The organism is Ectothiorhodospiraceae bacterium BW-2 (assembly GCA_008375315.1).
Lineage (GTDB): Bacteria > Pseudomonadota > Gammaproteobacteria > Thiohalomonadales > Thiohalomonadaceae > BW-2.
Window position 1 is genome coordinate 1,955,152 of the sequence record CP032507.1, and the last position, 21,675, is coordinate 1,976,826.

General features: G+C 55.6%; 17 protein-coding genes. 9 read left to right on the forward strand and 8 right to left on the reverse strand.

The genetic code is table 11. The features are described 5' to 3' along the window. Positions 1 to 37: 37 nt before the first annotated feature. From D5085_09285 to D5085_09295, 3 genes are read left to right on the forward strand one after another with little or no spacing between them, the layout of a single operon-like run. Positions 38 to 1,489 (forward strand): hypothetical protein, encoded by a 1,452-nt coding sequence (locus D5085_09285; protein QEP43295.1) that lies wholly within the window; start codon positions 38 to 40, stop codon positions 1,487 to 1,489. Beyond that, on the forward strand, positions 1,473 to 3,347 hold the full coding sequence (locus D5085_09290; GenBank protein ID QEP43296.1) for an ATP-binding cassette domain-containing protein: 1,875 nt from the start codon (positions 1,473 to 1,475) through the stop codon (positions 3,345 to 3,347). The genes D5085_09285 and D5085_09290 overlap by 17 nt, the downstream gene beginning before the upstream one ends. 36 nt (positions 3,348 to 3,383) lie before the next feature. Then, positions 3,384 to 3,971, forward strand: coding sequence for a Uma2 family endonuclease (locus D5085_09295; GenBank protein ID QEP43297.1), 588 nt, complete (start codon positions 3,384 to 3,386; stop codon positions 3,969 to 3,971). On the opposite strand, the gene D5085_09300 is transcribed toward D5085_09295, so the two are convergent. Next, positions 3,959 to 5,098 carry a hybrid sensor histidine kinase/response regulator gene (locus D5085_09300; GenBank protein ID QEP43298.1) on the reverse strand — a complete coding sequence of 380 codons (1,140 nt, stop codon included), beginning with the start codon at positions 5,096 to 5,098 and terminating at the stop codon, positions 3,959 to 3,961. The genes D5085_09295 and D5085_09300 overlap by 13 nt on opposite strands. Positions 5,099 to 5,318: 220 nt before the next feature. Between D5085_09300 and D5085_09305 the strand changes: the two genes are divergently transcribed. Next, positions 5,319 to 7,160, forward strand: coding sequence for a hypothetical protein (locus tag D5085_09305; GenBank protein ID QEP43299.1), 1,842 nt, complete (start codon positions 5,319 to 5,321; stop codon positions 7,158 to 7,160). Here the strand turns inward: D5085_09305 and D5085_09310 are convergent. From D5085_09310 to D5085_09320, 3 genes are read right to left on the reverse strand one after another with little or no spacing between them, the layout of a single operon-like run. After that, positions 7,151 to 7,477 (reverse strand): hypothetical protein, encoded by a 327-nt coding sequence (locus D5085_09310; GenBank protein QEP43300.1) that lies wholly within the window; start codon positions 7,475 to 7,477, stop codon positions 7,151 to 7,153. The two genes, D5085_09305 and D5085_09310, sit on opposite strands and share 10 nt — an antisense overlap. Positions 7,478 to 7,504: 27 nt before the next feature. Then, positions 7,505 to 10,363: a bifunctional [glutamate--ammonia ligase]-adenylyl-L-tyrosine phosphorylase/[glutamate--ammonia-ligase] adenylyltransferase gene (locus D5085_09315; GenBank protein QEP43301.1), complete on the reverse strand. Its 2,859-nt coding sequence runs from the start codon at positions 10,361 to 10,363 to the stop codon at positions 7,505 to 7,507. Further along, positions 10,348 to 11,031 carry a TIGR04211 family SH3 domain-containing protein gene (locus tag D5085_09320; GenBank protein ID QEP43302.1) on the reverse strand — a complete coding sequence of 228 codons (684 nt, stop codon included), beginning with the start codon at positions 11,029 to 11,031 and terminating at the stop codon, positions 10,348 to 10,350. Before D5085_09320 ends, D5085_09315 begins: the two co-directional genes overlap by 16 nt. A 144-nt stretch (positions 11,032 to 11,175) precedes the next feature. On the opposite strand from D5085_09320, the gene D5085_09325 reads away from it, so the two are divergent. Together D5085_09325 and hemL are read left to right on the forward strand one after the other, a co-directional pair. After that, positions 11,176 to 11,805: a thiamine phosphate synthase gene (locus tag D5085_09325; GenBank protein ID QEP43303.1), complete on the forward strand. Its 630-nt coding sequence runs from the start codon at positions 11,176 to 11,178 to the stop codon at positions 11,803 to 11,805. 32 nt (positions 11,806 to 11,837) lie between these two features. Next, positions 11,838 to 13,127 carry a glutamate-1-semialdehyde-2,1-aminomutase gene (hemL, locus tag D5085_09330; protein QEP43304.1) on the forward strand — a complete coding sequence of 430 codons (1,290 nt, stop codon included), beginning with the start codon at positions 11,838 to 11,840 and terminating at the stop codon, positions 13,125 to 13,127. Here the strand turns inward: hemL and D5085_09335 are convergent. Both D5085_09335 and secB read right to left on the reverse strand, forming a co-directional pair. Then, complete coding sequence (locus tag D5085_09335; protein QEP43305.1) at positions 13,116 to 14,129, reverse strand: NAD(P)-dependent glycerol-3-phosphate dehydrogenase; 1,014 nt, start codon at positions 14,127 to 14,129, stop codon at positions 13,116 to 13,118. The two genes, hemL and D5085_09335, sit on opposite strands and share 12 nt — an antisense overlap. Before the next feature lie 3 nt (positions 14,130 to 14,132). Continuing rightward, on the reverse strand, positions 14,133 to 14,630 hold the full coding sequence (secB, locus tag D5085_09340) for a protein-export chaperone SecB (GenBank protein QEP43306.1): 498 nt from the start codon (positions 14,628 to 14,630) through the stop codon (positions 14,133 to 14,135). A gap of 184 nt (positions 14,631 to 14,814) precedes the next feature. On the opposite strand from secB, the gene D5085_09345 reads away from it, so the two are divergent. Then, the gene (locus tag D5085_09345) at positions 14,815 to 15,894 is read left to right on the forward strand and encodes a thioredoxin (protein QEP43307.1); all 1,080 of its coding nucleotides are present in this window, start codon (positions 14,815 to 14,817) and stop codon (positions 15,892 to 15,894) included. A gap of 43 nt (positions 15,895 to 15,937) precedes the next feature. On the opposite strand, the gene D5085_09350 is transcribed toward D5085_09345, so the two are convergent. After that, entirely contained in the window at positions 15,938 to 17,653 is a 1,716-nt protein-coding gene (locus D5085_09350; protein ID QEP43308.1) for a potassium transporter KefC, read from the reverse strand. 254 nt (positions 17,654 to 17,907) lie between these two features. Here D5085_09350 and D5085_09355 point away from each other — a divergent pair, with 254 nt between their 5' ends. Next, positions 17,908 to 18,492 carry a thioredoxin family protein gene (locus D5085_09355; GenBank protein QEP43309.1) on the forward strand — a complete coding sequence of 195 codons (585 nt, stop codon included), beginning with the start codon at positions 17,908 to 17,910 and terminating at the stop codon, positions 18,490 to 18,492. A gap of 146 nt (positions 18,493 to 18,638) precedes the next feature. Further along, on the forward strand, positions 18,639 to 20,687 hold the full coding sequence (locus tag D5085_09360) for a methyl-accepting chemotaxis protein (protein QEP43310.1): 2,049 nt from the start codon (positions 18,639 to 18,641) through the stop codon (positions 20,685 to 20,687). Here D5085_09360 and D5085_09365 read toward each other — a convergent pair. Next, a complete protein-coding gene (locus D5085_09365; protein QEP45116.1) occupies positions 20,684 to 21,661 on the reverse strand; it encodes an RsmB/NOP family class I SAM-dependent RNA methyltransferase in 978 nt (325 codons plus the stop codon). The two genes, D5085_09360 and D5085_09365, sit on opposite strands and share 4 nt — an antisense overlap. Positions 21,662 to 21,675 lie beyond the last annotated feature (14 nt).

Below are 21,675 nucleotides of genomic sequence, written 5' to 3' on the forward strand. Positions count from 1 at the left end.
TATACTATCAGGTAATGGAGCAGAGTGAGGATCAATAATGGTACGAATGATCGCAATGGTAGCCCTAATCTTGGCGGGTGTCGCTCAGGCGGCTGTGGCCCTGCCTGAACTAGGCGACTCCGCTTCGGCACTCTTAGGGCAGCCGCAGCAGCGGGCGCTAGGTCGCGCACTCTATCTGCGACTGCAACAGAGTAACCGTCTGCTAGAGGACCCACAAGTTGAGCTCTATATGCAGCGCCTTGGCGAGCGTCTTTTGGCGGCAAAGGGGGGGAGAGCGGCGTTTGATTACCGCTTTTTTGTGGTCGATAGTGACCAAATTAACGCGTTTGCCATTTTGGGGGGCTTTATCGGTTTTCATAGTCGCCTGATTTTGGCGAGTGATAACGAGAGTGAGTTGGCCTCGGTGATGGCGCACGAGCTGACCCATATTAGTCAAAACCATCTGCTACGGGCGGCAGAGCGAAGTCAGCGCGATCAGCTACCGATTACGGCGGCGATTTTAGCGGCGATTCTGCTCGGTGAGAGCCATCCGGAGGGGGCGCAGGCGGTGATCACTTCGGCGCTAGCGAGTGGAGAGCAGAATCAGCTTAGCTATAGTCGGCTGCATGAGCACGAGGCCGATAGGATAGGGATTGAGATGCTGCAGCAGGCAGGCTTTGATCCTGGCGCGATGGCGAGCTTTTTTGGCAAGCTGCAGAACGCTAGCCGCTTCTATGCTGCGGCCCCAGAGTTTCTCTCTACCCACCCGATTACCGAACAGCGTATCGGCGATGCCCTCAATCGAGCGGCGCTCTATCCTGCCGTCGAGGTGGCGGATAGTCGCGCCTATGCCGCTACTCGCGCTAGAGTGAGTGTCTTAACCCATAAGGCGCTGCCGCAACGACTGCGTGAACTGGAGGCGCTGGCGCAGCCTACCCTGTGGCAGCGTTACGAGCAGGCGTTGGCCTACCTACAGCTACAGCAGCCCCAGTTGGCACGGCAGCTACTCTACTCGATGCTCGACGCAGCCGCTGAGGTGCCGGAGTGGATGCTGCTGTTAGCGGAGGCGGAAGCGGCGATGGGGGAGAGTCTCTTAGCTCGACAACGCTACAGCGAGCTGCTACAGCTCTACCCTGAGTCGTGGTCGATACGCTATAGCGCCGCCCGTTTTGAGCTGCAACAGCAGCAGCTGCAGCAGGCGCGGGAGTTATTGCAACCGCTGCTGCATCAGCGTCTGTTGCCGCAGCGACTCTATCGGCTGCTAGCCCGTATCGAGGCGGCCGATGGTCGCCCCGGGCAGATGTATCTAGCTCGTGCCCAAGCGGCCCTAGCGGCGGAGGAGCGGCAGCTAGCGCTGAGAGAGTTAATCCATGCGAAAGAGGCTGCCGGGGAGAATTTTTATCTACAGAGCCGAATTGAGGCCTATCTGCAGCAGCTAGAGTTGTCGCAGAGGGGTGAGCCAACGGGGAGCGCGGCGAGGGGGGGCGATCGCAGTGATACGACTGACTGATGTGAGCCTCTATCGGGGCGATAAATTACTCTTTGAGGCGGCGACAGTGACGATTCATCCGCAGCAAAAGGTCGGCATTAGCGGTCATAACGGCTGTGGTAAATCCTCTCTACTCGCCCTGCTACGACGGGAGCTACTACCACAGAGCGGTGAGGTTGAACTCCCCCCGTCCTGGCAGGTGGCAACCGTTAAGCAGGAGACGCCGGCGCTGGACTATCGCGCACTCGACTATGTGTTGCAGGGGGATAGAGAGCTATCGCAACTACAGCGTCAGTTGCAACAGGCCGAGCAGCAGAATCGGGGCGAGGCGATAGCGGCGCTCCATGCGCAACTAGAGGCGATTGGGGGCTATAGCGCCACCACTCGTGCCGAGAAGCTGTTAGCTGGGCTCGGCTTCTCGCCGGCGATGATGCAGCAGCCGGTTGCAACGCTGTCGGGGGGGTGGCGAGTGCGGCTCAATCTAGCTCAAGCGCTGTTTCAGCCGTTTGATCTGCTACTGCTCGATGAGCCGACCAACCATCTCGATCTCGATGCCACCCTCTGGTTACAGCAGTGGTTGCAGCGGTTAGATAGAACGGTGGTGCTCATTTCGCATGATCGCGATGTTCTTGATGGCGTGGTGGGGCAGATTATCCACTTCGAGCAGCAGACGCTACGCCTCTATCGGGGTAACTATAGCGATTTTGAGCAGCAGCGAGCGGAACAGCAGCGGCTACAGCAGCTCGCCTACAGTCGGCAACAGCAGCAGCGCCAGCGTCTGCAGCGCTATATTGATCGCTTTCGTGCCAGTGCGACGCGGGCGACGCAGGCGCAGAGTCGCATAAAGCAGCTCCAGCGGATGGAGCAGCTACTGCCGGCTTACGCCGATTCGCCGTTTCAGTTCAGCTTTGCCGATCCCGATAAGCTCCCCTCACCGCTGCTACAGTTACGAGAGGCTAAGATCGGCTATGTTGCCGCCGAGCCGCTAGTGAGTGTGGCGCAGCTAGTGATCAATCCGGGGGATAGGCTGGCGCTACTTGGAAAAAATGGCTGTGGTAAATCGACCCTACTCCAAGCGCTAGCCGGCGGTAAAACGCTGCTGCAAGGGGAGTATCAAACCGCTGCCGATTGCGCTATTGGTTATTTTGCCCAGCATCAGCTACAGCAGCTCGATGTGGCAGCGACCCCTCTGCGCCATCTACAGCGGTTAGCGCCGCGGGTCGATGAGCTGCGGCTACGCAACTTTTTGGGCGGTTTCGGTTTTAGTGGCGAGATGGCGCTAACCGAGGTGGAGCGCTTTTCGGGGGGGGAGCGCAGTCGGCTAGTCTTGGCGATGCTGGTGTGGCAGCGCCCAAATCTGCTGCTGCTCGATGAGCCGACCAACCATCTCGATCTCGATATGCGCCAAGCGCTGAGCTGGGCGCTACAGCAGTTTGAGGGGGCGATGGTGGTGGTCTCGCATGATCGCCACCTGTTGCGCAGTGTGGTCGATGTGTACTACTCGATTGAGGGGGGGAGAGTGTGCCAATTTGACGGCACCTTGGCCGAGTATGAGCGGCAACTGTGGCAAAAAACCGGCAAAGAGGCGAGCAGTGACGGTGAGAGTCGGCGCCAGCAGCGCCAGCAGGCGGCGCAAAAACGGCAGCAGCGCCAGCCATTGACTAAAGCGCTGTTGCAGACCGAAAAAGAGTTAGCTAAGTGGCAGCGGCAGTTAACGCAGCTACACCACGCCTTGAGCGATGCGACCCTCTATGAGGGGGAGAGCCGAACTCGGTTACTGCCGCTACTGGCCGAGGAGGGGGAGATAAAGCAGCAGCTCGAACAGCTAGAGTTGCGCTGGTTAGAGCAGAGTGAGGCGCTGGAGCAGTTGGATGAGTGAGGGCTATCGGTTCGAAATAGAGAGGAGGTAGAGACAATGGGCTATGCACTAAAGCAGACCTACATTGAGTTTGAGACGTATTTGCAGGGCGAAGTGGAGAGTCAGTGGCGTCACGAATATGTCGCCGGACATATCTATGCCATGGCGGGGGCGAGTGAGACCCACAATACCTTGGTTGCGGAACTCTTTACGGCGATTCATGGCGCGATGCCGCAGCGCTGTCGGGCTTGGGCTGCCGACATGAAACTGCGTATCGATCTGGCCGACGAGCACTACAGCTACTACCCCGACATTATGGCCGCCTGTAGTGACAATCGCACCGATCCCTATACCCGTACCGATCCGGTGCTGCTAGTCGAGGTGCTATCGCCTTCCACCGAACGGATCGATTTGAGTGAGAAGCGCGAACACTACTGCACCATTGCCACGCTACAAGAGTATCTTATTGTCCACAGCGATCGACCGCAGCTACAGCTCTATCGCCGCAGTAACGGCTGGCGCGAAGAGGTGCTCTATCGGGAACAGACCCTGACTCTCCTCTCAGTCGGATTATCTATGTCGGTGGAGGCGATCTATCGGCGGGTGCGCCAGGAGGTGGGGCTGGAGCTCCCCTACAGCTTGTGATGGGCCGCTGGCAGGGTGATATGGATATGGGTAAGGTCGCGGCTATCATCAACCTCTAGGGCGATGGTGCCTGCCATCGCCCGTACTGAGAGGGCAGCCGAATAGGTACCGAGCCCGGTGCCGCTGCGTTTACCGTGGGTGACCATCTTTTCGAAAAATTTAGCCCGAATCGGTGACGGTACGGCACCGGAGTTGCTGAGGGTGATGGCGTGGCTGGGGTGGGCTGGGGTGGCAGGTTTTAGATCGATGGTGAGGGTGGAGTTATCGGGCGCGGCCTCAAAGGCGTTGCGAATGAGATTGCTAAAGAGATTGTGTAGTAGGAGCTCATCGCCTTTGATATCAAAGCGGAATTGATCCTGTTCAAGCACTTGACCGTTGTGGCAGATGAGCGCCCTAATTTTGCGGTAGCGAATGAGAGTCTTTGACTCTTGCAGCACCTTATCTAGCAGCGGTAGCAGCGGAATCGATTTCGCCTCTAGGTGGTAGGTGCCCTGTTCGATTTTCAAAATATCGAGTGAAATATCGATAAGTTGCAGCATCTGTTGGGCAGAGCTCTCCATCGCTTGCAGAAAAAGTTGGGATTTCTCAGATAGCTGTGGCTCATGGCGGGTGATTAGGCGCGGATAGTGGAGCAGGATATTGAGGGGGCCTTTGAGATCGTGACGGTTAATGCTCTCTACTATCTCTCGCATGAGAATATTTTGCTCTAAGGTGGTGTTGAGCTGCTGTAGTTTGGTGATGAGGCGAGCCTTTTCGAGATGGGTGGCGATGCGAGCTTTTAAGATATCGCCACTAAATGGCTTGGTTATAAAGTCAACTGCCCCTAGCTGCAGGCCGCACGCCTCATCATTGATCGAGCTTAGCGCGGTGAGAAAGATGATCGGAATATGACAGGTTATCGGGTTCTGCTTTAGCTGTTCACAGACGACATAGCCATCTTTACCAGGCATCATAACATCGAGCAAAATTAGATCCGGTTGCGATTTAGCGGCAATCGCTAAGCCGATATCCCCATTGATGGCGACTAGTACCTGATAGAGTGGCGAGAGAATCTCCCCAGTTAGATCGAGGTTTTCAGGGGTATCATCTACGATCAATATCTTCGGCTTATGTGGTGTGGTGCTCATGCTGACCAATTTAGGGGAGTAGTGTTGGCTGACTGGAGTAAATGGTCTTGATTGTACTGTGTTATTGGCCCTATTGCACCCTTTTCTTTTGTCCGCTGTGGGGTGCGAAAAATTCAACTTTATTGGCGCGGCTGTCGATAGGGTAGGTATCTACTTTCATGTCAAACCAAAGCATGGAATAATCGACCGAATCCGACAGAGCCAGAGCAGAGGTAGCAAGGTGAGCGAAGAGAAAGACCCGAACAGTTCGACAGAGCAGACAGATCATTTAGATGATGAGTTACTGGATGATTTTGATGATCTACTCCCCGCTGATGACGAGAGCGATGATCTCGACTCGCTATTAGAGGGGTTAGAGGAGCAGGTCGGAGCGCTGCAGAGCGATAGTGGCGCTGCAACGGCGGCTGAGGGTGATCGTGAAGAGGATGAGTTTGATCTAGACGATTTAGAGGGGCTAGATGGGCTAGATAACGATGAAGAGGAGAGTCTCGCACTAGAGCCGTTAACCGAGTCGGAACAGATCGTTTCAGAGGAGGCGTGGCCAGAGCCTGAGGATGGCGAGCTGACTGAGAGTGAACTCGACTCCCTGTTCACCGACAACGATCCTCAAGGTGAGGCCGATGAGCTAGACGATCTCGATCTGCTAGAGGAGGAGATGGCAGAGCTCAACACACCGCTTGATGAGCCGGAGGAGAGCTTAGATGATCTATTAGGGCAAGAGGATGACGAGGCGGGACTAGACGATTTCGATGAGGGGGGCGATGATGATCTCGACGCCCTATTTAATGAGAGTAGTGACGAGATGGCCCTTGATGAACCGATAGCGGATGAGAGTGACTCGTTAGAGGAGATAGACTCTCTGTTCGATGGCGATACGGAGCGAAGTGGCGAAGAGCGCTCAATGACGGAGGAGGAGTCGCTTGATGATGTGGGCGATTTAGGTGATTTGGATGATCTAGATGATCTAAGGGGTGAGCTAGAGCCGCTAGTTGACACCTCAGAGGGGGATGAGGCCTTAGACGAACTGGACGATTTTGATGAGGGTATTGAGATAGAGGGAGAGGGCGATGAGCTCGACTCTCTGCTAGATGATGATGATCTCGATATTGATGATGACGATCTTGACCTCTCAGCCGGTCTCGACTCGCTCGATGGGGGAGATAGCGGTGATCTACTCGATGATCTGATTGACGACTCGTTTGATGATGGAGCGATGGTGGCCGCTGCCGCTACCGCAGGTGCCGCCGCAGCTGCGATAGCGGCGATGCCAGATAAGGAGGCTGAGAGCACCGAGAGAGAGTCGGCTGACAAGGGGAGTCAAGAGAAGGCAAAGACAAAGACAAAGACAAAGACAGATGGCAGTGAGGTAAAACCGGTGACGAAACTACAACTAGCAATCATTGCCGCAGGCATTGTGCTTAGCCTGTTAATGGGGGGCTTTGCCTTTATCTACGCGGCGGGAGTTAGTGGCGATTTGACCGCCGCAAGAGATCGTATTGAGGAGCTGAAGGGGGAGCTAGAGGCGAGTTATGATCGCGACATTCCGGCCGTGGTGGAGAACCGCTCTAATATGATACTGCTCGATAAGCGGGTCAATGCGCTAGCTAAAGCGTTAGAGGAGATGAAAACCTACCGCGAGAGCACCAATCAGGAGTTAACCGGACTCTACCAGCGTTACGATGAGCTCTCGCTAGTACTGACCGACCAGCAGAAGGAGCAGCAGCGATTAATGGAGCGGCAGCGGGCGGCGGAGGCGAAGCGGCGCGATACCGAGTCTAAAGTGCGGCAGATTGAGGAGAAAGAGCAGAAGCGCAAACAGGATATGCCTTGGGTGATCAATTTAAGCTCTATGTCCTCATCGGCCGCCGCTGAGGAGGCGCGTAAAAAGCTGCTGCAAGCCGGCATCACCAATACCGAAGTCAATCCGGTGCAGGTGCGTGGCCGAACCTACTACCGGGTTCAGATAACAGGTTTCAAAACCCGTGATGAGGCGCGGCTCTATGCGCTTACTCTTCCCGATATGACGGAGTTTGATAACGCTTGGGTGGGGAACTATGAGTAGTGCCGCTGCTGAAACTCAAAGGTGAGCTGAGTGAGGCGATTTTGAATGGCATCCTCAAATCGTTCCAAATCGCCCTTAATGAGCTGCTGTAGGTACTGAGCCGCTTGGCTCTGGCTTAACAGCTTACGGCCGATCTTATACTGTAGCTCCGGTAGCGACTTGTCGTATCGGGGCGTAATCTGCCACTGTAGCCACGCGGTTTCGGTCTGATTAAACGCCTCGGATGCGAAGCGGCAGAAATTTTCGATGTGATCCTGACCCTCAGGGCCAAGACATCCCGGCTCTACCCGGAAGAGAATAGTGAGTGTGGTTGACATGGAAAAGGTTACTTCAAAGTGATAGGGTTAGGGTTGTAATTGTTGCTGCCATTGGCGGCTCACCTCCTCTCTTTCAGCGCTAAACTCTCCGTTGGCCACCACCGCCTGCTGCTGCTGTAGCGCGTTGCGATGGGCGCGGGCACGGTAGCGCCGATAGATATCGATGAGCGCACTGCTGTCAGCCACGGTTAAGAGACCAGCGGCGGTGAGCTGCTCTAGCGAGCGGATATTATCACTAAACTGAGTCAGTTCGGGGACGCAGCTAGCGTGACGCAGAATGAGGTACTGCACTATGAACTCAATATCGGTGATGCCGCCGACCCCCTGTTTTAGATCAAAGTCGCTCTCGCTATCTTTAGCGAGCGCTTGGCGCATCTTCTGCCGCATCGTCAGCACGGCTTGGCGCAGTGGGGACTCCTGTCGCGGTTGGGTTAATATTTGGTGGCGTAGCTGGTTAAACTGCGCCTTAATTTGCGCATCTCCGGCGACAAAACGGGCGCGAACTAGCGCCTGGTGCTCCCAAGTCCAAGCATCTTTATGCAGATAGTCACGGTAAGCGCTGAGTGAGTTGACCATTAACCCCGAGGCACCGTTAGGTCGGAGTCGGGTGTCGATCTCATAGAGCACGCCGCCGAAGGTGCGAGTGGTGAGCAGGCTGATAAGGCGCTGGGCGGCTCTAGCATACCAAGTGGAGACATCCAGCGGCTTTTCGCCAACGGTGACGGTAGCGCCACTTCGATGGAGAAAGACCAGATCGAGATCGGAGCCGTAGCCGAGTTCGATACCGCCAAATTTACCGTAGGCGATCACACCGAAGCCGTGGCTTTGAGTCATATCTTGCGGCAGACCGTGGCGCTGAGTGAGTCGCGCTACCGCTAGCTCGACGGCGCTGTTAACTAGCGCTTCGGCGATATCGGTCAGGTAGTCGCTCACCTGCATTAGCGGGATCGCCTCCATAATATCGGCCGCAGCGACCCGTAATAGATTGGTCTGCTTAAAGCGTCGTAGCTCCTCTAACTGCATCTCCTCATCTTCAACGCTATTGAGGCGGGTGTGGAGTTCGTTAATTAGGGCGTGGCGCTGTAGGGGTTCGTAGAGTAGCCGTGGGTCGAGTAGGCTATCCATTAACTGCGGGTAGGTGGCTACTGTGGTCGCAATCCAGGGGCTGGCGTGGCAGAGTTTAACTAGCTGCGATAGCGCTAGCGGATTCTCGACGAGCAGGGCTAGATAGGTGCTGCGGCGCACTATCTGTTGCAGAATCTCCAGCAGCCGCTTGAGGGTATGATCGGGGGAGGCCGTTTCGGCGACGGCACCGAGTAGGAGCGGCATTAACTGGTTAAGCCGCTGTTGTGCCCTATTTTGTAGCTGTATGACCGCTCGGCTCTGCTGCCACTGGCGTAGCAGCCGTAGCGACTCTTCGCTGTGGTGGTAGCCGGCGGCGGCCATCTGCGCTAGGGCGGTATCGTTATCGCCACTATCGCGCCAGAGAGAGTGCCACGGGTGGTCGGCTCGGTGCTCCTCTGGCGGTTGGGTTTCACTTTGGGGGGCGGCAAAGACCTGTTCAAAATTTTGATGTACCCGACGCATGCGGCGCTGCAGTTCGGCATAGAAGCTCTCCCAACTCTCAAAACTCATCGACCAAGCGAGTCGCTGTTGCCCCGCTTCCTCTTTTGGGAGGAGATGCGTTTGGCGATCGTCATACTCTTGCAGCCGATTTTCGACCTGACGCAGAAAGATATAGTCGTTAGTGAGATAGGTGGCGACATAGTCGGGCAGGATATTAAAGCCGCGCAGCACCTCCAGTACCGATAGAATGCGTCGGGTCTGTAGCGCCGGTTCGCGTCCGCCGCGAATGAGCTGAAACGCCTGACCGATAAACTCGATCTCACGAATGCCGCCAGCCCCTAGTTTGACATTACGATCAGCCCCCTTTTTATGCACCTCGGCGGCGATCATCGCCTTCATCTCTCGTAGTGACTCAAAGGCACCGAAGTCGATATATTTGCGGTAGATAAAGGGGTGAATTCGGGCCATGAGCTCCTCGCCGACTGGACCTTTAGGGCTCAGGACTCTCGCTTTAAGCATGGCATAGCGCTCCCACTCCCGACCGTGGCTCTGATAGTAGTGCTCCATGGCGTCAAACGAGAGGACTAGCGGGCCGGCATCACCAAAGGGACGCAGCCGCATATCGACCCGATAGACAAACCCCTCTGCAGTCTGCTTGGCTAGCGCCTGAATCAGCTTCTGTCCGAGTTTGATAAAGTACTCTTGGTGTGTGAGAGCGCGTCGTCCAAAGACGGTTTCGCCCTCTTCGGGGTAGGCGAAGATAAGATCGATATCAGAGGAGAAGTTAAGCTCTCCGGCACCTAACTTGCCCATGCCGATAATGACCATCGATAGGGGTTGAGAGTCGCTGCCCAACGGGGTACCCCATTGGGGCCGGAGGGAGTTATCGAGCCACTGTTGGGCCGCTGTGACGATAATATCGGCCAGATCGGAGGTCTGCTGCATCGTTTCGTTGAGACCGGCGCGGTGGCTTAAATCGCGCCAGGCGAGGCGTACCATCTGCCGTTGGCGAAAACGGCGTAGCTGCTGCTGTAGTTCCGCTTCGTTCTGTACCGGTAAGAGCAGGCTGGTTAAACGGTTAGCGCTATCCTCATAGCTGCCGCTTTGGAGCAGATCACCGCTTTCGAGTAGCTCGGCTAACAGACCGGGAGTTCGCGCGAGCGAGCGGGCGACAAACTGACTGCATCCGAGTACGGCTAACGCCTCGGTGGTGAGCTGGTGCTGCGCTAGTGCGTTTAAATCGACGCTATGAAGCTGTGCTAGCGCCGCTTCGGCCTCTGGTTGGAGCAGCGGGGGGAGGGTCACTAGAGGCGATCCCAGCTACTGCGGCGACGAAGGCGTAGGTGGGGCAGAATGAGCCCTAGCAGAATCCCGCCGACCAGTACCCCGGCACCGATTAGAAACCAGCGCTGTTGCGACTGTTTTTGTAGTTGGCTGTTTTGTTGCAAAAGCTGTTCACGATTGCTGCTCAGTTGATCGACCTGCTGCTGTAGCTGCTGCCGCTCCCGTTCGATGCGAACGGCATTGGCGGCGGTCTGCTCTATGCGCTGTAGCTCATCGGTCGCTTGGCGGTGCTGCTGCTGTAGCTGCTGATGCTGCTGCTGTAGCTGAGCGTAGTCGCCCTGTAGCTCGGCGAGGCGGGACTGTAACTTGTTGGGGGAGGCCTGTAGCTCCTCAATGCGCTCTCGCATCGATTGTAGCTGTGAACGGGCGCTCGGTTCACGCTGTAGTTGGCGGGTAAGAATATACCCCTCTCTGCCGTTAATGCGGACTCGGCTGTAGCCGCTGTCGCTATTTTGACTTAGCACTTCAACCGCCGTGCCGCTAGGGAGCATGCGTAAAATTTTATTACGGGTGCTCTCGCCGCTGCGAAGAGTTACCTCAATTTGGTCGGTGATATAGTGGGTTTCGGCGACTAGCGCGGGGGCTGGCAGTAGCATGAGCGTTAGTAGCAGGGCGAATATCGGAGTTGGAAATTGTCGAGTCATAAAAAATTACACTGTCAGAGGGGGGGTAAATCGGTACAATAGTTGGCCACTTGTTTCGAGCGAGTCGAAGAGCCAAGAGCCAAGTTTAAATGGCCTTTGACCTAAGCTCAATCGCCAAATGACTTTATTTTAGCCGATTCGATGATGCAACAGCCGGTTCACACCCTTTTTGGCCTCTATGCCGTTACCGATAGCCACCTCTGTCAGGGGCGGCTAGTGAGTGCCGTCTCTGCCGCGATTGAGGGGGGAGCGACTGTGGTGCAGTATCGTGATAAGAGTGGCGATAGTCAGCGGCGCTTGCAGGAGGCAACCGCTCTGCGCCAGCTCTGCGCTGCACGGGGCGTTTTGCTGCTGATAAATGACGATATTGAGCTGGCGCGACAGGTCGCTGCCGATGGGGTTCATTTAGGGCAGGAGGATAGTGCGCTAACTCTGGCGCGGCAGCGGCTGGGGGAGAGGGCCATTATCGGTATCTCTTGCTATAACCGTCTTGAGCTGGCGCAGCAGGCTATCGCCTCTGGTGCCGACTATGTCGCTTTTGGTCGATTTTTTAACTCTAGTATCAAACCTAGAGCGGTCGAGGCCCCTATTGAGTTACTGCGACAGGCGAGGCGGCGCTTTAGCACGCCTATCGTGGCGATTGGCGGAATTACCGCTGATAACGCCCCGCAGCTACGAGAGGCGGGGGCCGATGCGGTGGCGGTTATTAGCGATCTGTTTGCCTATCACGATGTGAAAGCGCGAGCAGTGCGCTTTCGCCCCCTTTTTAGTTAGATTTCTTTAAACAACCGATTGTGGAGAGATATATGAGTCAAAACAGCGAACTCTTTGCCCGAGCACAACAGCATATTCCTGGCGGGGTGAACTCACCGGTACGCGCCTTTCGCAGTGTCGGTGGCGAGCCGATATTTTTTAGCCGCGGGGAGGGGGCCTGGTTGTGGGATGTGGCGGGGAGGCGTTATATCGACTATGTCGGTTCGTGGGGGCCGATGGTGGCAGGACATGCTCACCCCAAAGTGGTGGCGGCGGTACAGAGCGCTGCTGCTAGGGGGCTCTCTTTTGGAGCGCCAACCACGCTGGAGACCGAGATGGCGGAAAAGTTGTGCCAGCTCGTCCCCTCAATGGAGCTAGTGCGAATGGTTAATTCTGGAACAGAGGCGACGATGAGTGCGATTCGGCTCGCTCGGGGGGCGACTGGTCGGGATAAAATTGTCAAATTTGAGGGGTGCTACCACGGCCACTCCGACTCGCTGCTAGTGAAGGCGGGCTCTGGGGCGTTAACCTTGGGGGTGCCGAGCTCGCCGGGGGTGCCGGCGGCGCTGGCAGAATCGACGCTAACGCTCACCTTTAACGATCTTCAGTCGGTTGAGCGCTGCTTTGCCGAACTAGGTGAGCAGATTGCCGGTCTGATTGTCGAACCTGTCGCTGGTAATATGAACTGTATTTTGCCTGAGGCTGGCTTTTTGGAAACTCTGCGCAAGCTTTGTGATCAGTATGGCACTGTCTTGATCTTTGATGAGGTGATGACCGGTTTTCGGGTGGCGCTAGGTGGGGCGCAGCAGCGCTATGGGGTCACTCCCGATTTGACCACTCTGGGCAAAGTGGTCGGTGGCGGAATGCCGGTCGGAGCCTTTGGAGGTAAACGCGAGCTGATGGAGCATATCTCGCCTTTAGGGCCGGTCTATCAGGCAGGTACCCTCTCAGGTAATCCGGTGGCGATGGCAGCTGGATTGGCAACACTGGAGTTGGTCTCTGAAGAGGGGTTCTATGAGGCGCTAGCGCAGCGGGTGGCTCGACTCACCGATGGGCTCAAACAGGTGGCCGAGGAGGCGGGTATCGCTTTGAGTTTCAATCGTGTCGGGGGGATGTTTGGGCTCTTTTTTACCGAGTTAGCCCAAGTTAGTCGCTACGATGAGGTGGTCAATCGGTGTGATGGCGAACGCTTTAACCGCTTTTTCCATGCCATGTTAGCGCAGGGGATCTATTTAGCACCGTCGGCGTTTGAGGCCGGATTTCTCTCCTCAGCCCATAGCGATGAGGATCTACAGCAGACGATTGACGCCGCGGCTAAGGCGATGGCGCAGCTAACTAGATAGGGGAACGGTCTCTGTATCGTACTCTCGTTTAACAGAGCGTCCGAGCAGCTCCTCCACCGCCTGCTGCGGGGGGTGGTTATGGTAGAGTACCCGATAGACCTGTTCGGCAATCGGCATCTCAATTTGGTAACGGTTGGCCAGTCGCACCACCTCCGGTGCGCTGGTAACCCCTTCGACCGCCTGACCGATAGTGGCGATCACTTGGTGCAGTGGCTCGCCCCGACCTAGCCCGAGGCCGACGCGACGATTGCGGGAGTGGTTATCGGTGCAGGTCAGTAGTAGATCGCCTAAGCCGGCTAGCCCCATCAGTGTCTCGGTTTTTGCCCCCATCGCCTGACCTAGGCGGTTAATTTCGTGTAGTCCCCGAGTAATTAGCGCTGCACGGGTATTGGCACCAAAGTCGAGCCCATCGGCGATACCTGCGGCCACGGCAAGGACATTTTTGCAGGCTCCGCCTAGCTCGACGCCGATGAGATCGTCACTCGCGTAGGCACGAAAGCGGGGGGTGTGGAGCTGCTCTAGCCACCACTGACCTAGCTCAGGTCGATTAGCGGCCACGGTGACGGCGGCGGGGAGCCCTGCCGCCACTTCGGTAGCAAAGGTGGGGCCGGAGATGACCGCAGAGCCGTAGGCTATGCCCAACTCCTCTTCGATAATCTGGTGCAGTAGTTTGCCGCTCTGCTGCTCAAACCCTTTGGTGGCCCAAGCGAGACGGGTCTCTCTTAGCTGCGGCTGTAGCTCTTTAACGGTGGCGCGAAAGGCGTGGCTCGGTACTGCAATTAAGATCGCATCGGCGTCGGGATAGCTCTTCCCGCCTATCGGTATGACGCCCTCGGCAAGGGGGGTATCGGGCAGATAGCGCCGGTTATAGCGCTCAGTTGCCATCTGCGCCATGGTGGCCGGATCGCGTCCCCAGAGCCAGACAGTGTGTCCTGCTCTAGCGAGATGGATCGCGAGCGCACTACCCCAGCTACCGGCACCGATGACTAACAGTGAGGACAAAACTTAGCCCTCGCTGCTCTGGCCCTGAGGGTCTGGCTGCTGTTGCTGTTGCCGCTGTAAGTGTTGGGCGTAGAGGGCGTCAAAATTGACCGGCGCTAATAGTAGCTGTGGAAAGCTGCCACGGTTGACCAGATCACTAACCGTCTCTCGTACGTATGGGAAGAGGATATTGGGGCAGAAGCTGTGTAGCATGTGCGCCATCTCACTCTCATTGAAGCCGCTGATGGTAAAGATACCCCCCTGCTGCACCTCGGCGAGATAGGCGGTCTTCTCACCTAGTTTGGCGGTGACGGTGACATGGAGCACTACCTCAAAAATCGCCTCACCGAGCGGATGCGACTGTGAGCCGAGATCGACATTAACCTCCGGTTGCCACTTTTCGGTAAAGACAGTGGGGGTATTGGGGGTCTCAAACGAGACATCTTTAACATAGATGCGCTGAATGGCAAACTGTTGCCCTCCGTTGGAAGCGGGCTGGGGGGTGGCGTTCTCTTCGCTCATAATCCTCTCGTCTAGTTGGGTTTAAGGGTAACTTGGGCCGCTATTGTAACGGTTACTGCCGCAGTGGGGAACAGGATTTGCGTTTGATGCCGGCCACGACTTAACAAAATGGGCAGGTTGGTGGTATCTTCAGCGATACTCAGAATTTAAGAGCGATTAACAGCGAGGCGAGAGGAGAGAGGAAGTGGTTAGAGAGTCTTGGCGGTGCGTTGCCGCAGCCTTTGGGCTAGTTGGGTTCATGGTAGTGGGTCTGGTGGCGGCCTCGAACGAGGCGCTAGAGAGTGACGATTTTGACTTTGCGCCCGCTTTTTATGACAGACCGGTCGATACGGGTATGCTCTATCCCCCTTGGTTTAGACTCTCTTTTCTCGATCTAAAAGGGGATCTACAGGAGGCGTTAGCGGGGGGGCGAGAGGGGTTGGCGCTCTACTTTAGCCAAAAAAATTGCCCCTACTGTGAAGCGATGGTGAAGAATAACTTTGCGCAGTCGGAGATTGAGCACTATGCACGGCGCCATTTCGATTTTATTAGTATCGATATTCACGGTAGTCGTTCGGTCACCCCCTTTAGCGGCGAGGAGGTTAGCGAAAAAGAGCTGGCGCAGCACTATGGGGTCGATTTTACCCCGACGATACTCTTTTTTGACCGTCGTGGTGAGCTAATCTATCGTTTGAACGGCTACCATCCCCCCTATCAATTTCTTAGCGTGTTGGAGTATGTGGCCGATCGCCACTATCTGAATGAGTCGCTGAGCCACTATATGGGTCGGGGCGAGGTGGCGCGGCTCTTTGCCGAGGGGGAGATGGCCGAGGAGCCCTTCTTTATGGCTCCCCCCTACGCCTTAGCGCGGCATCAGGTGGCGGCGCAGCGGCCGCTGGTGGTCTTTTTTGAGCGGCCGGTGTGTCACGCTTGCGATATTCTCCACAGCCAGCCGCTACAGCACGGGGCGATTCAGCGGCTGCTGCGCCGCTTCGATGTGGTGCAGTTAAATCGGTTTGATGGCCAGACTCCCGTACTCACCCCATCGGGTGAACGCACCACGGCGCGTGAGTGGGCCGATAGTCTGGATATCTTCTACACCCCGACGCTTATCTTCTATGATCAGCAGGGGGAAGAGGTGATGCGTATCGATTCGGTTATCGGTTTTCTACGCCTGCGTAGTGTGCTCGACTATGTTTTAAGCGGAGTCTATCGGCGCGGTATCTCGTTTCAGGAGTACCGCATGGTATTGTGGAATGAGTTTACTACCAACGAGAGCAATTAACAGCCAACGCAGCGAGTAACCTCTGCTCCCCGTGAGCGGCCAATCAGATCGTATTAATCTGCTTATGGTAGGTGGTGCGGAAGTTGATTAACACCTCATCGACCTGCTCGGACTCAATCCCCGCACCCTGTAGCGCGTAGCGGGTCAGCTCTAATGAGGCCTCGATATTCTCCGATACCGCAGCGGTTGCGCCTAAACGGCGCAGCGTTTTGCAGTCGATGAGGCTATGGCCGCGGGCGTAGATAAGACACTCTGGATTAATTCGTCGCAGCGATCGCACCAGCGCCTGCGTCGTTTCGGGATTATTTAGCGTTAATATGAAGATGGTGGCGTACTCTGCACCGGCCGATTTGAGCACCTCCGGTTTGCCTACATCGCCAAAATAGACCGGTTGACTACGAGCTCGTTCTGCCTGGACTAGTTCGGCGTCGGCATCGAGAGCGACATAGGGTTGGTTCATGGAGGCGAGGATCTCGCCGATACGGTGACCGACCCGACCATAGCCGGCAATGACCACCGGTGGGGTAGCATCAGCCGTTTGGGTATCATCGTTAGCGCTATTGAGGGTTAGAGCCGCCTGATGAGCTGTGGAGGAGGGGGAGGGGTTGAGGCGTAGCACTTGCTGCACGCCGTAGAAGAGTAGCGGGGTGATAAGCATACTGAGCAGCACTATTAGCAGCAGATATTGAAAGGTAATTTCGCTAAAGAGTGCCGCCTGTTGTGCGAGGGAGAAGAGCACCAGCGCAAACTCCCCCCCCTGCGCTAAAATAAGCGCAATGGCCATGCTATTACGACGACCACAGCCAAATAGCAGCGCTAGCGGTAGCAGCACGGCGATTTTTATCAATAGTAGCACTAATAACAGCATTAGCGCTGTACCCGGAGTGGAGAAGAGTAGCTGTAGATTGAGCGACATCCCCATCGACATAAAGAAGAGCCCTAGCAATAGACCGCGGAAGGGGTGGATCTCGGCTAATACCTGATGGCGGTAGTCGGAGCCGGAGATAAGCAGACCGGCGATAAAGGCCCCCATCGCCATCGACATACCGAGATGCTCGGTTAAAAGGGCGGTTCCCAGCACCAGTACCACCGCTGAGGCGGTAAAGATATCATCATTTTTGATCTTAGCGATGTAGTTAAACAGTGGGTTGAGCAGATTTTTCCCCAGCAGGATCACCAGCACCAAAATTAATATCGACTTAAACATCGCTAGGCTAACATTAGTACCGATACTCATCTCCGGCATCGCCAAGAGCGGCACTAAGGCGAGTAGGGGCACCACCGCCAGATCTTGCATCAATAAAATAGAGAAGGAGCTGCGACCATAGGAGCTAGTCAGTTGGCGATTTTCAGAGAGTAGCTGTAGCACAAACGCGGTTGACGATAGCGCCAATACCGGCCCGACTAGGATAGCGGCTCGTAATGAGAGGCCAAAAATATAGTACCCTACCAAGCTGATAAGGGTACCACTTAGGATAATTTGCAAAGAACCTAGTCCGAATACTAGACGGCGCATCATCCATAAGCGGGAGGGTTTAAGCTCAATGCCGATGACAAAGAGCAGAAAAACTACCCCAATTTCGGCCAGATGGGCTATCTCATCGATATGGCTAATTAAGCCTAGTCCCGAAGGGCCGACCAACACCCCCGCGAGCAGAAAGCCTGGCACCACCCCAAAACGCAGTAGCTGAAACAGTGGGACGGCCACCACGGCACCTAGTAGCATAAAGACAATATCGTTCAAGTAAGATGAGAGCATGTGTCTGTCATAGAGGCGGATTTAGTTAATAAGTTACTCGGCTCAGTCCGCTATGTTATAGCAAAAAATGGCCCGCAATACCCGAAAAAAATCGCCCTTTCGATCCGAAGAGCCATCACGCCACCAGACCTGCTAGTTTTAATCGTTCGTAACGGCCTACCCCTACCATGCCAGATAGGCTAAACTAGGGCCGTGGCAGTTTGCGTATAACTCTATATCCCCTTTTTACCTCTAAACAGGAGACTTTACCTACGATGGCTAGAACCCCCTCAACGATGCTCGCTTTAGGCACCATAGCGCCAGCGTTCACCCTTTTAGAACCGAAAAGTGGCCGCGCTGTCAGCTTGAGTGACTATGTTGGCAAGCCGATTTTAATCGCATTTATCTGTAATCACTGCCCGTTTGTGAAGCTAATTGGAGCAAAAATGGCTGAAGTGACGGCGCAGATGGCAACCCAGGGCGTTGCGACCGTGGCGATTAACAGTAACGATGTCGCCAACTACCCCGATGATAGCCCTGAAAAGATGGTGGAGTGTGTGGCCGAGTATGGCTTTGAGTTCCCCTATCTCTATGACGAGAGCCAAGCGGTAGCCAAAGCCTATTGCGCCGCCTGTACTCCCGACTTTTTTCTGTTTGATACCGAGCATAAGCTCTTCTATCGGGGGCAGTTCGATAGTGCAAGACCCGGTAATGGCGTTGAGGTCAGTGGCGAGGATATGCTAAAGGCTGTCGAGGCGCTACTAAAGGGGGGTGAGGTGGCGGAACAGCGGCCGAGTCTAGGTTGTAATATTAAGTGGAAACCGGGGGAGGCACCGGACTATTTTACTATTTTAAAATAGATTAATTTAATTATATCCAATAGTTTTATTTGCTGAATATTATATTTCTGTATCATAATCCTCCCAATATAGTGGTGATTTTAATTACCGTCAGATAGATAGAGACAACTCGTGATCAATATAGATCGGCGAGAGGGAGGGAGGAGATGATAGGTTGGTTAAATCGTATTTCAATTAGCCGTAAGCTGTGGCTGGCGGGTCTGTTGATGATTACGCTCGGAGCGGTTGGTGGTGCGGTGGCGCTGCTACAGCTACTGGGAGTACAGCAGAATATCGACAAAATTGTGCAGCAGAGTCAGCCGGCAGCCTTTTTGGCTAATCGGGTGGAACGCGATGTGGTGGCGAGTGGGGCCTATGTGGGGTTCTATATTCTTAGCCAAGAGTCGCACTATCAACAGAGCTATCGCGACTCGATAGCGGCCGCTAATGGCGGTTTAGAGCGGCTGCGTACCTCGGCGACCGAGAAGCCAGAGGTGGCGCGTTACGCTCGTCAAGCCGCCGATACCCTACAGCAGATAGATAACCTTAACCGGCAGCTCATGGCGATTGCGGTCGATCCGGAGCAGAATATTCCCGGCTACGCTCTTGCACAAGAGCGGATCTCGCCGGTATTGATGAATAATATCTCCAGACTCTCGAATTTAATGCTGGAGGTCGAAGCGCCCGAAGTCGATGCGCTCTATGCCGATGAGATGCTGTTTTACCACCAGACGATGCACCGCGTCGCCACGCTGCGCAGTCTGTGGTATCAGACAGCGCTGGAGGTTCGCGCCTATCTGACTTTTCGTCTGTCGGAGAATGAGCAGAATATAGCGACGCTAATGGCGTCGATTGACGAGCTACAGCAGCAGCTACTACAGGATGAGGCGATTCTGTTTGAGACCGAGGAGGTACTGTCGCATATTGATGGCACCATGGCGCAGCTACAACAGGGCTTTGAGCAGCTATTTAAGCTGCACGGCAGCGAGGGGTGGCGGCGTGATTTGAACCTCATGCGAGAGCAGGTGATTCCGCTACAACAGCAGCTACTGCAGTCGATTGGCGGGCTGACCGAGACCGAAAAGCGGCTTATCGACGAGGAGAGTCAAGCACTAATCGAGACTATTGATACCCTAGTCCATTTGGTGATTAACGCGCTGATCGCCGGCGTGGTCGTGCTACTACTCATTATCGCCTCTATGAACCGCATGATTACCTATCGTTTAGGAGGAGCGATCGAGGCGATGCGCTCGGTGGCGCAGCAGGGGAATCTAACGCAACGCCTAAATGAGGGGGGGAATGATGAGGTGACGCAGCTTTCGCTCGCGTTTAATCAGTTTATGGATAAGATTCAGGGAGTGGTGAGTCGGGTGATCGAGTCGTCTAACTCGTTAGCGCGGGAGTCGGAGAAGATGAACCGCATCACCGCGAAGGTACAGGAGCGGGCTCGGGTGCAGCTATCTGATGTGGCGGAGATCTCGCAACAGATAAACGATATGACCGGCTTATCGGATCAGGTCTCTAGCCACGCCAATTCGGCCGCTGCTGCGGCTGAACAGGCTAACGCCGATGCCCATGAGGGGCAGAGTGTGGTGCGGCAGGTGGTCAGCTCGATCCACTCGTTAGCTACAACGGTACAGAACAGCACCGCCCTCATTCGCAATTTAGGCAGTGATAGTCGCGATATTGGTGATGTCGTATCGGTGATTCGGGGTATCTCGGAGCAGACCAATCTGCTCGCCCTTAATGCGGCTATTGAAGCGGCGCGTGCCGGAGAGCATGGACGCGGTTTTGCCGTTGTGGCCGATGAGGTGCGTACTCTATCGAATCGCATTCATGCCGAGACCGATCAGATTCAGCAGAAAATAGAGCGGCTACAACGGGTCACCGAAGAGGCCGTTACGGCGATGAATCAAGGTGCCGAGCGTTCGGAGCAGAGTGTCGATAGGGCCGCTAAATCGGGAGAGGCGCTCGATGCGATCACCTCATCGGTGGCGACCATTAGCCAGATGAACCATAGCATTGCCGAGTTGACCGATGCCCAAAATCGTAGCTGCGATAAGGTGCGTGAGCGGGTGGTCTCGGTGAGTGAGCTAGCTCGGCAGGCGTTCGATGCGGCGACTGAGTCGCTTGCGACCAGTCAGGAATTTGCCATGATGGCGGCACAGCTTAAAGAGCTGGTGCAGCAGTTCGTTGATAGTCGAAAGTCGAGCTAAGTTGCCTGTTTAACCATTTTGGCCAGATAGAAGCCGTGCCACCTCTCATCGGGTAGAATGCGGCGGCTAAGGGTGAGTGGCTGCGGCAAGGATTTACCGCGCCACTCAGTGAGCCCCGGCTGGGTGGGGGCGAGCCCCTCTAGCTCGTCGATGGCGACCAGTGCCATCTGTGGCCGTCGCTGCAACGCATAGTTGACTACCAGCTCATTCTCCTCCGGCGCAAAGGCGCAGGTCGAGTAGAGCAGCTCCCCGCCCGGCTTGAGGGCGTCGATGGCCGAGAGCAGTAGCCGCCGCTGTTTGCGAGCCGTTTCGGCAATCTTATTTAAGCTCCAGTGGTGCCAGCTTGAGGGGGTATGGGTATTGAAGCGGCTCTCAGAGGAGCAGGGGGCATCGAGGAGCACACGGTCAAATCGATTCGGGACTTTGTGGCCGATGGTGCGGCCATCGTGGGGAAAGCAGCGACAGCCGCTCACCCCTAGCCGCGCCAAGTTGGCCTGTAGCCGAAAATAGCGCTTTTTTACCGGCTCTACGGCGGCCAGTTCGCCCCGATTTTGCATGAGTGCGGCGATAAGTGAGGTCTTACCGCCAGGGGCGGCGGCTAGATCGAGAATAGCCTCATCAGGCTGCGGGTTGAGCGCTATCACGGCCATGATACTAGAGAGGCTCTGCGGATAGAGGGCACCACTCTCGGTGAGTGGATGGTGCATAAGCGGTTGCCGGTAGTCTGCGTCTATCACAAAGCAGTGGTGAGGCAGTCGCGGTAGAGGGTAGGGCTGAAGTGGCCACGACAGTTGTTGTAGGGTGGCTAGGGTGATCTCAACGGGTTGGCGCAGCGGATTGAGGCGTAGAGTCATTTGGCGCTGCAACGAAAAGGTATCAATAACCCGCTCAAACTCGGTCGCTGGTATAATCTGCTGTAGCCGCTGATAAAATGGGTGGGGTAATGGACAGGTTGAGCTGGTTATCGTTGTCATAGTTAAGAGAGGTA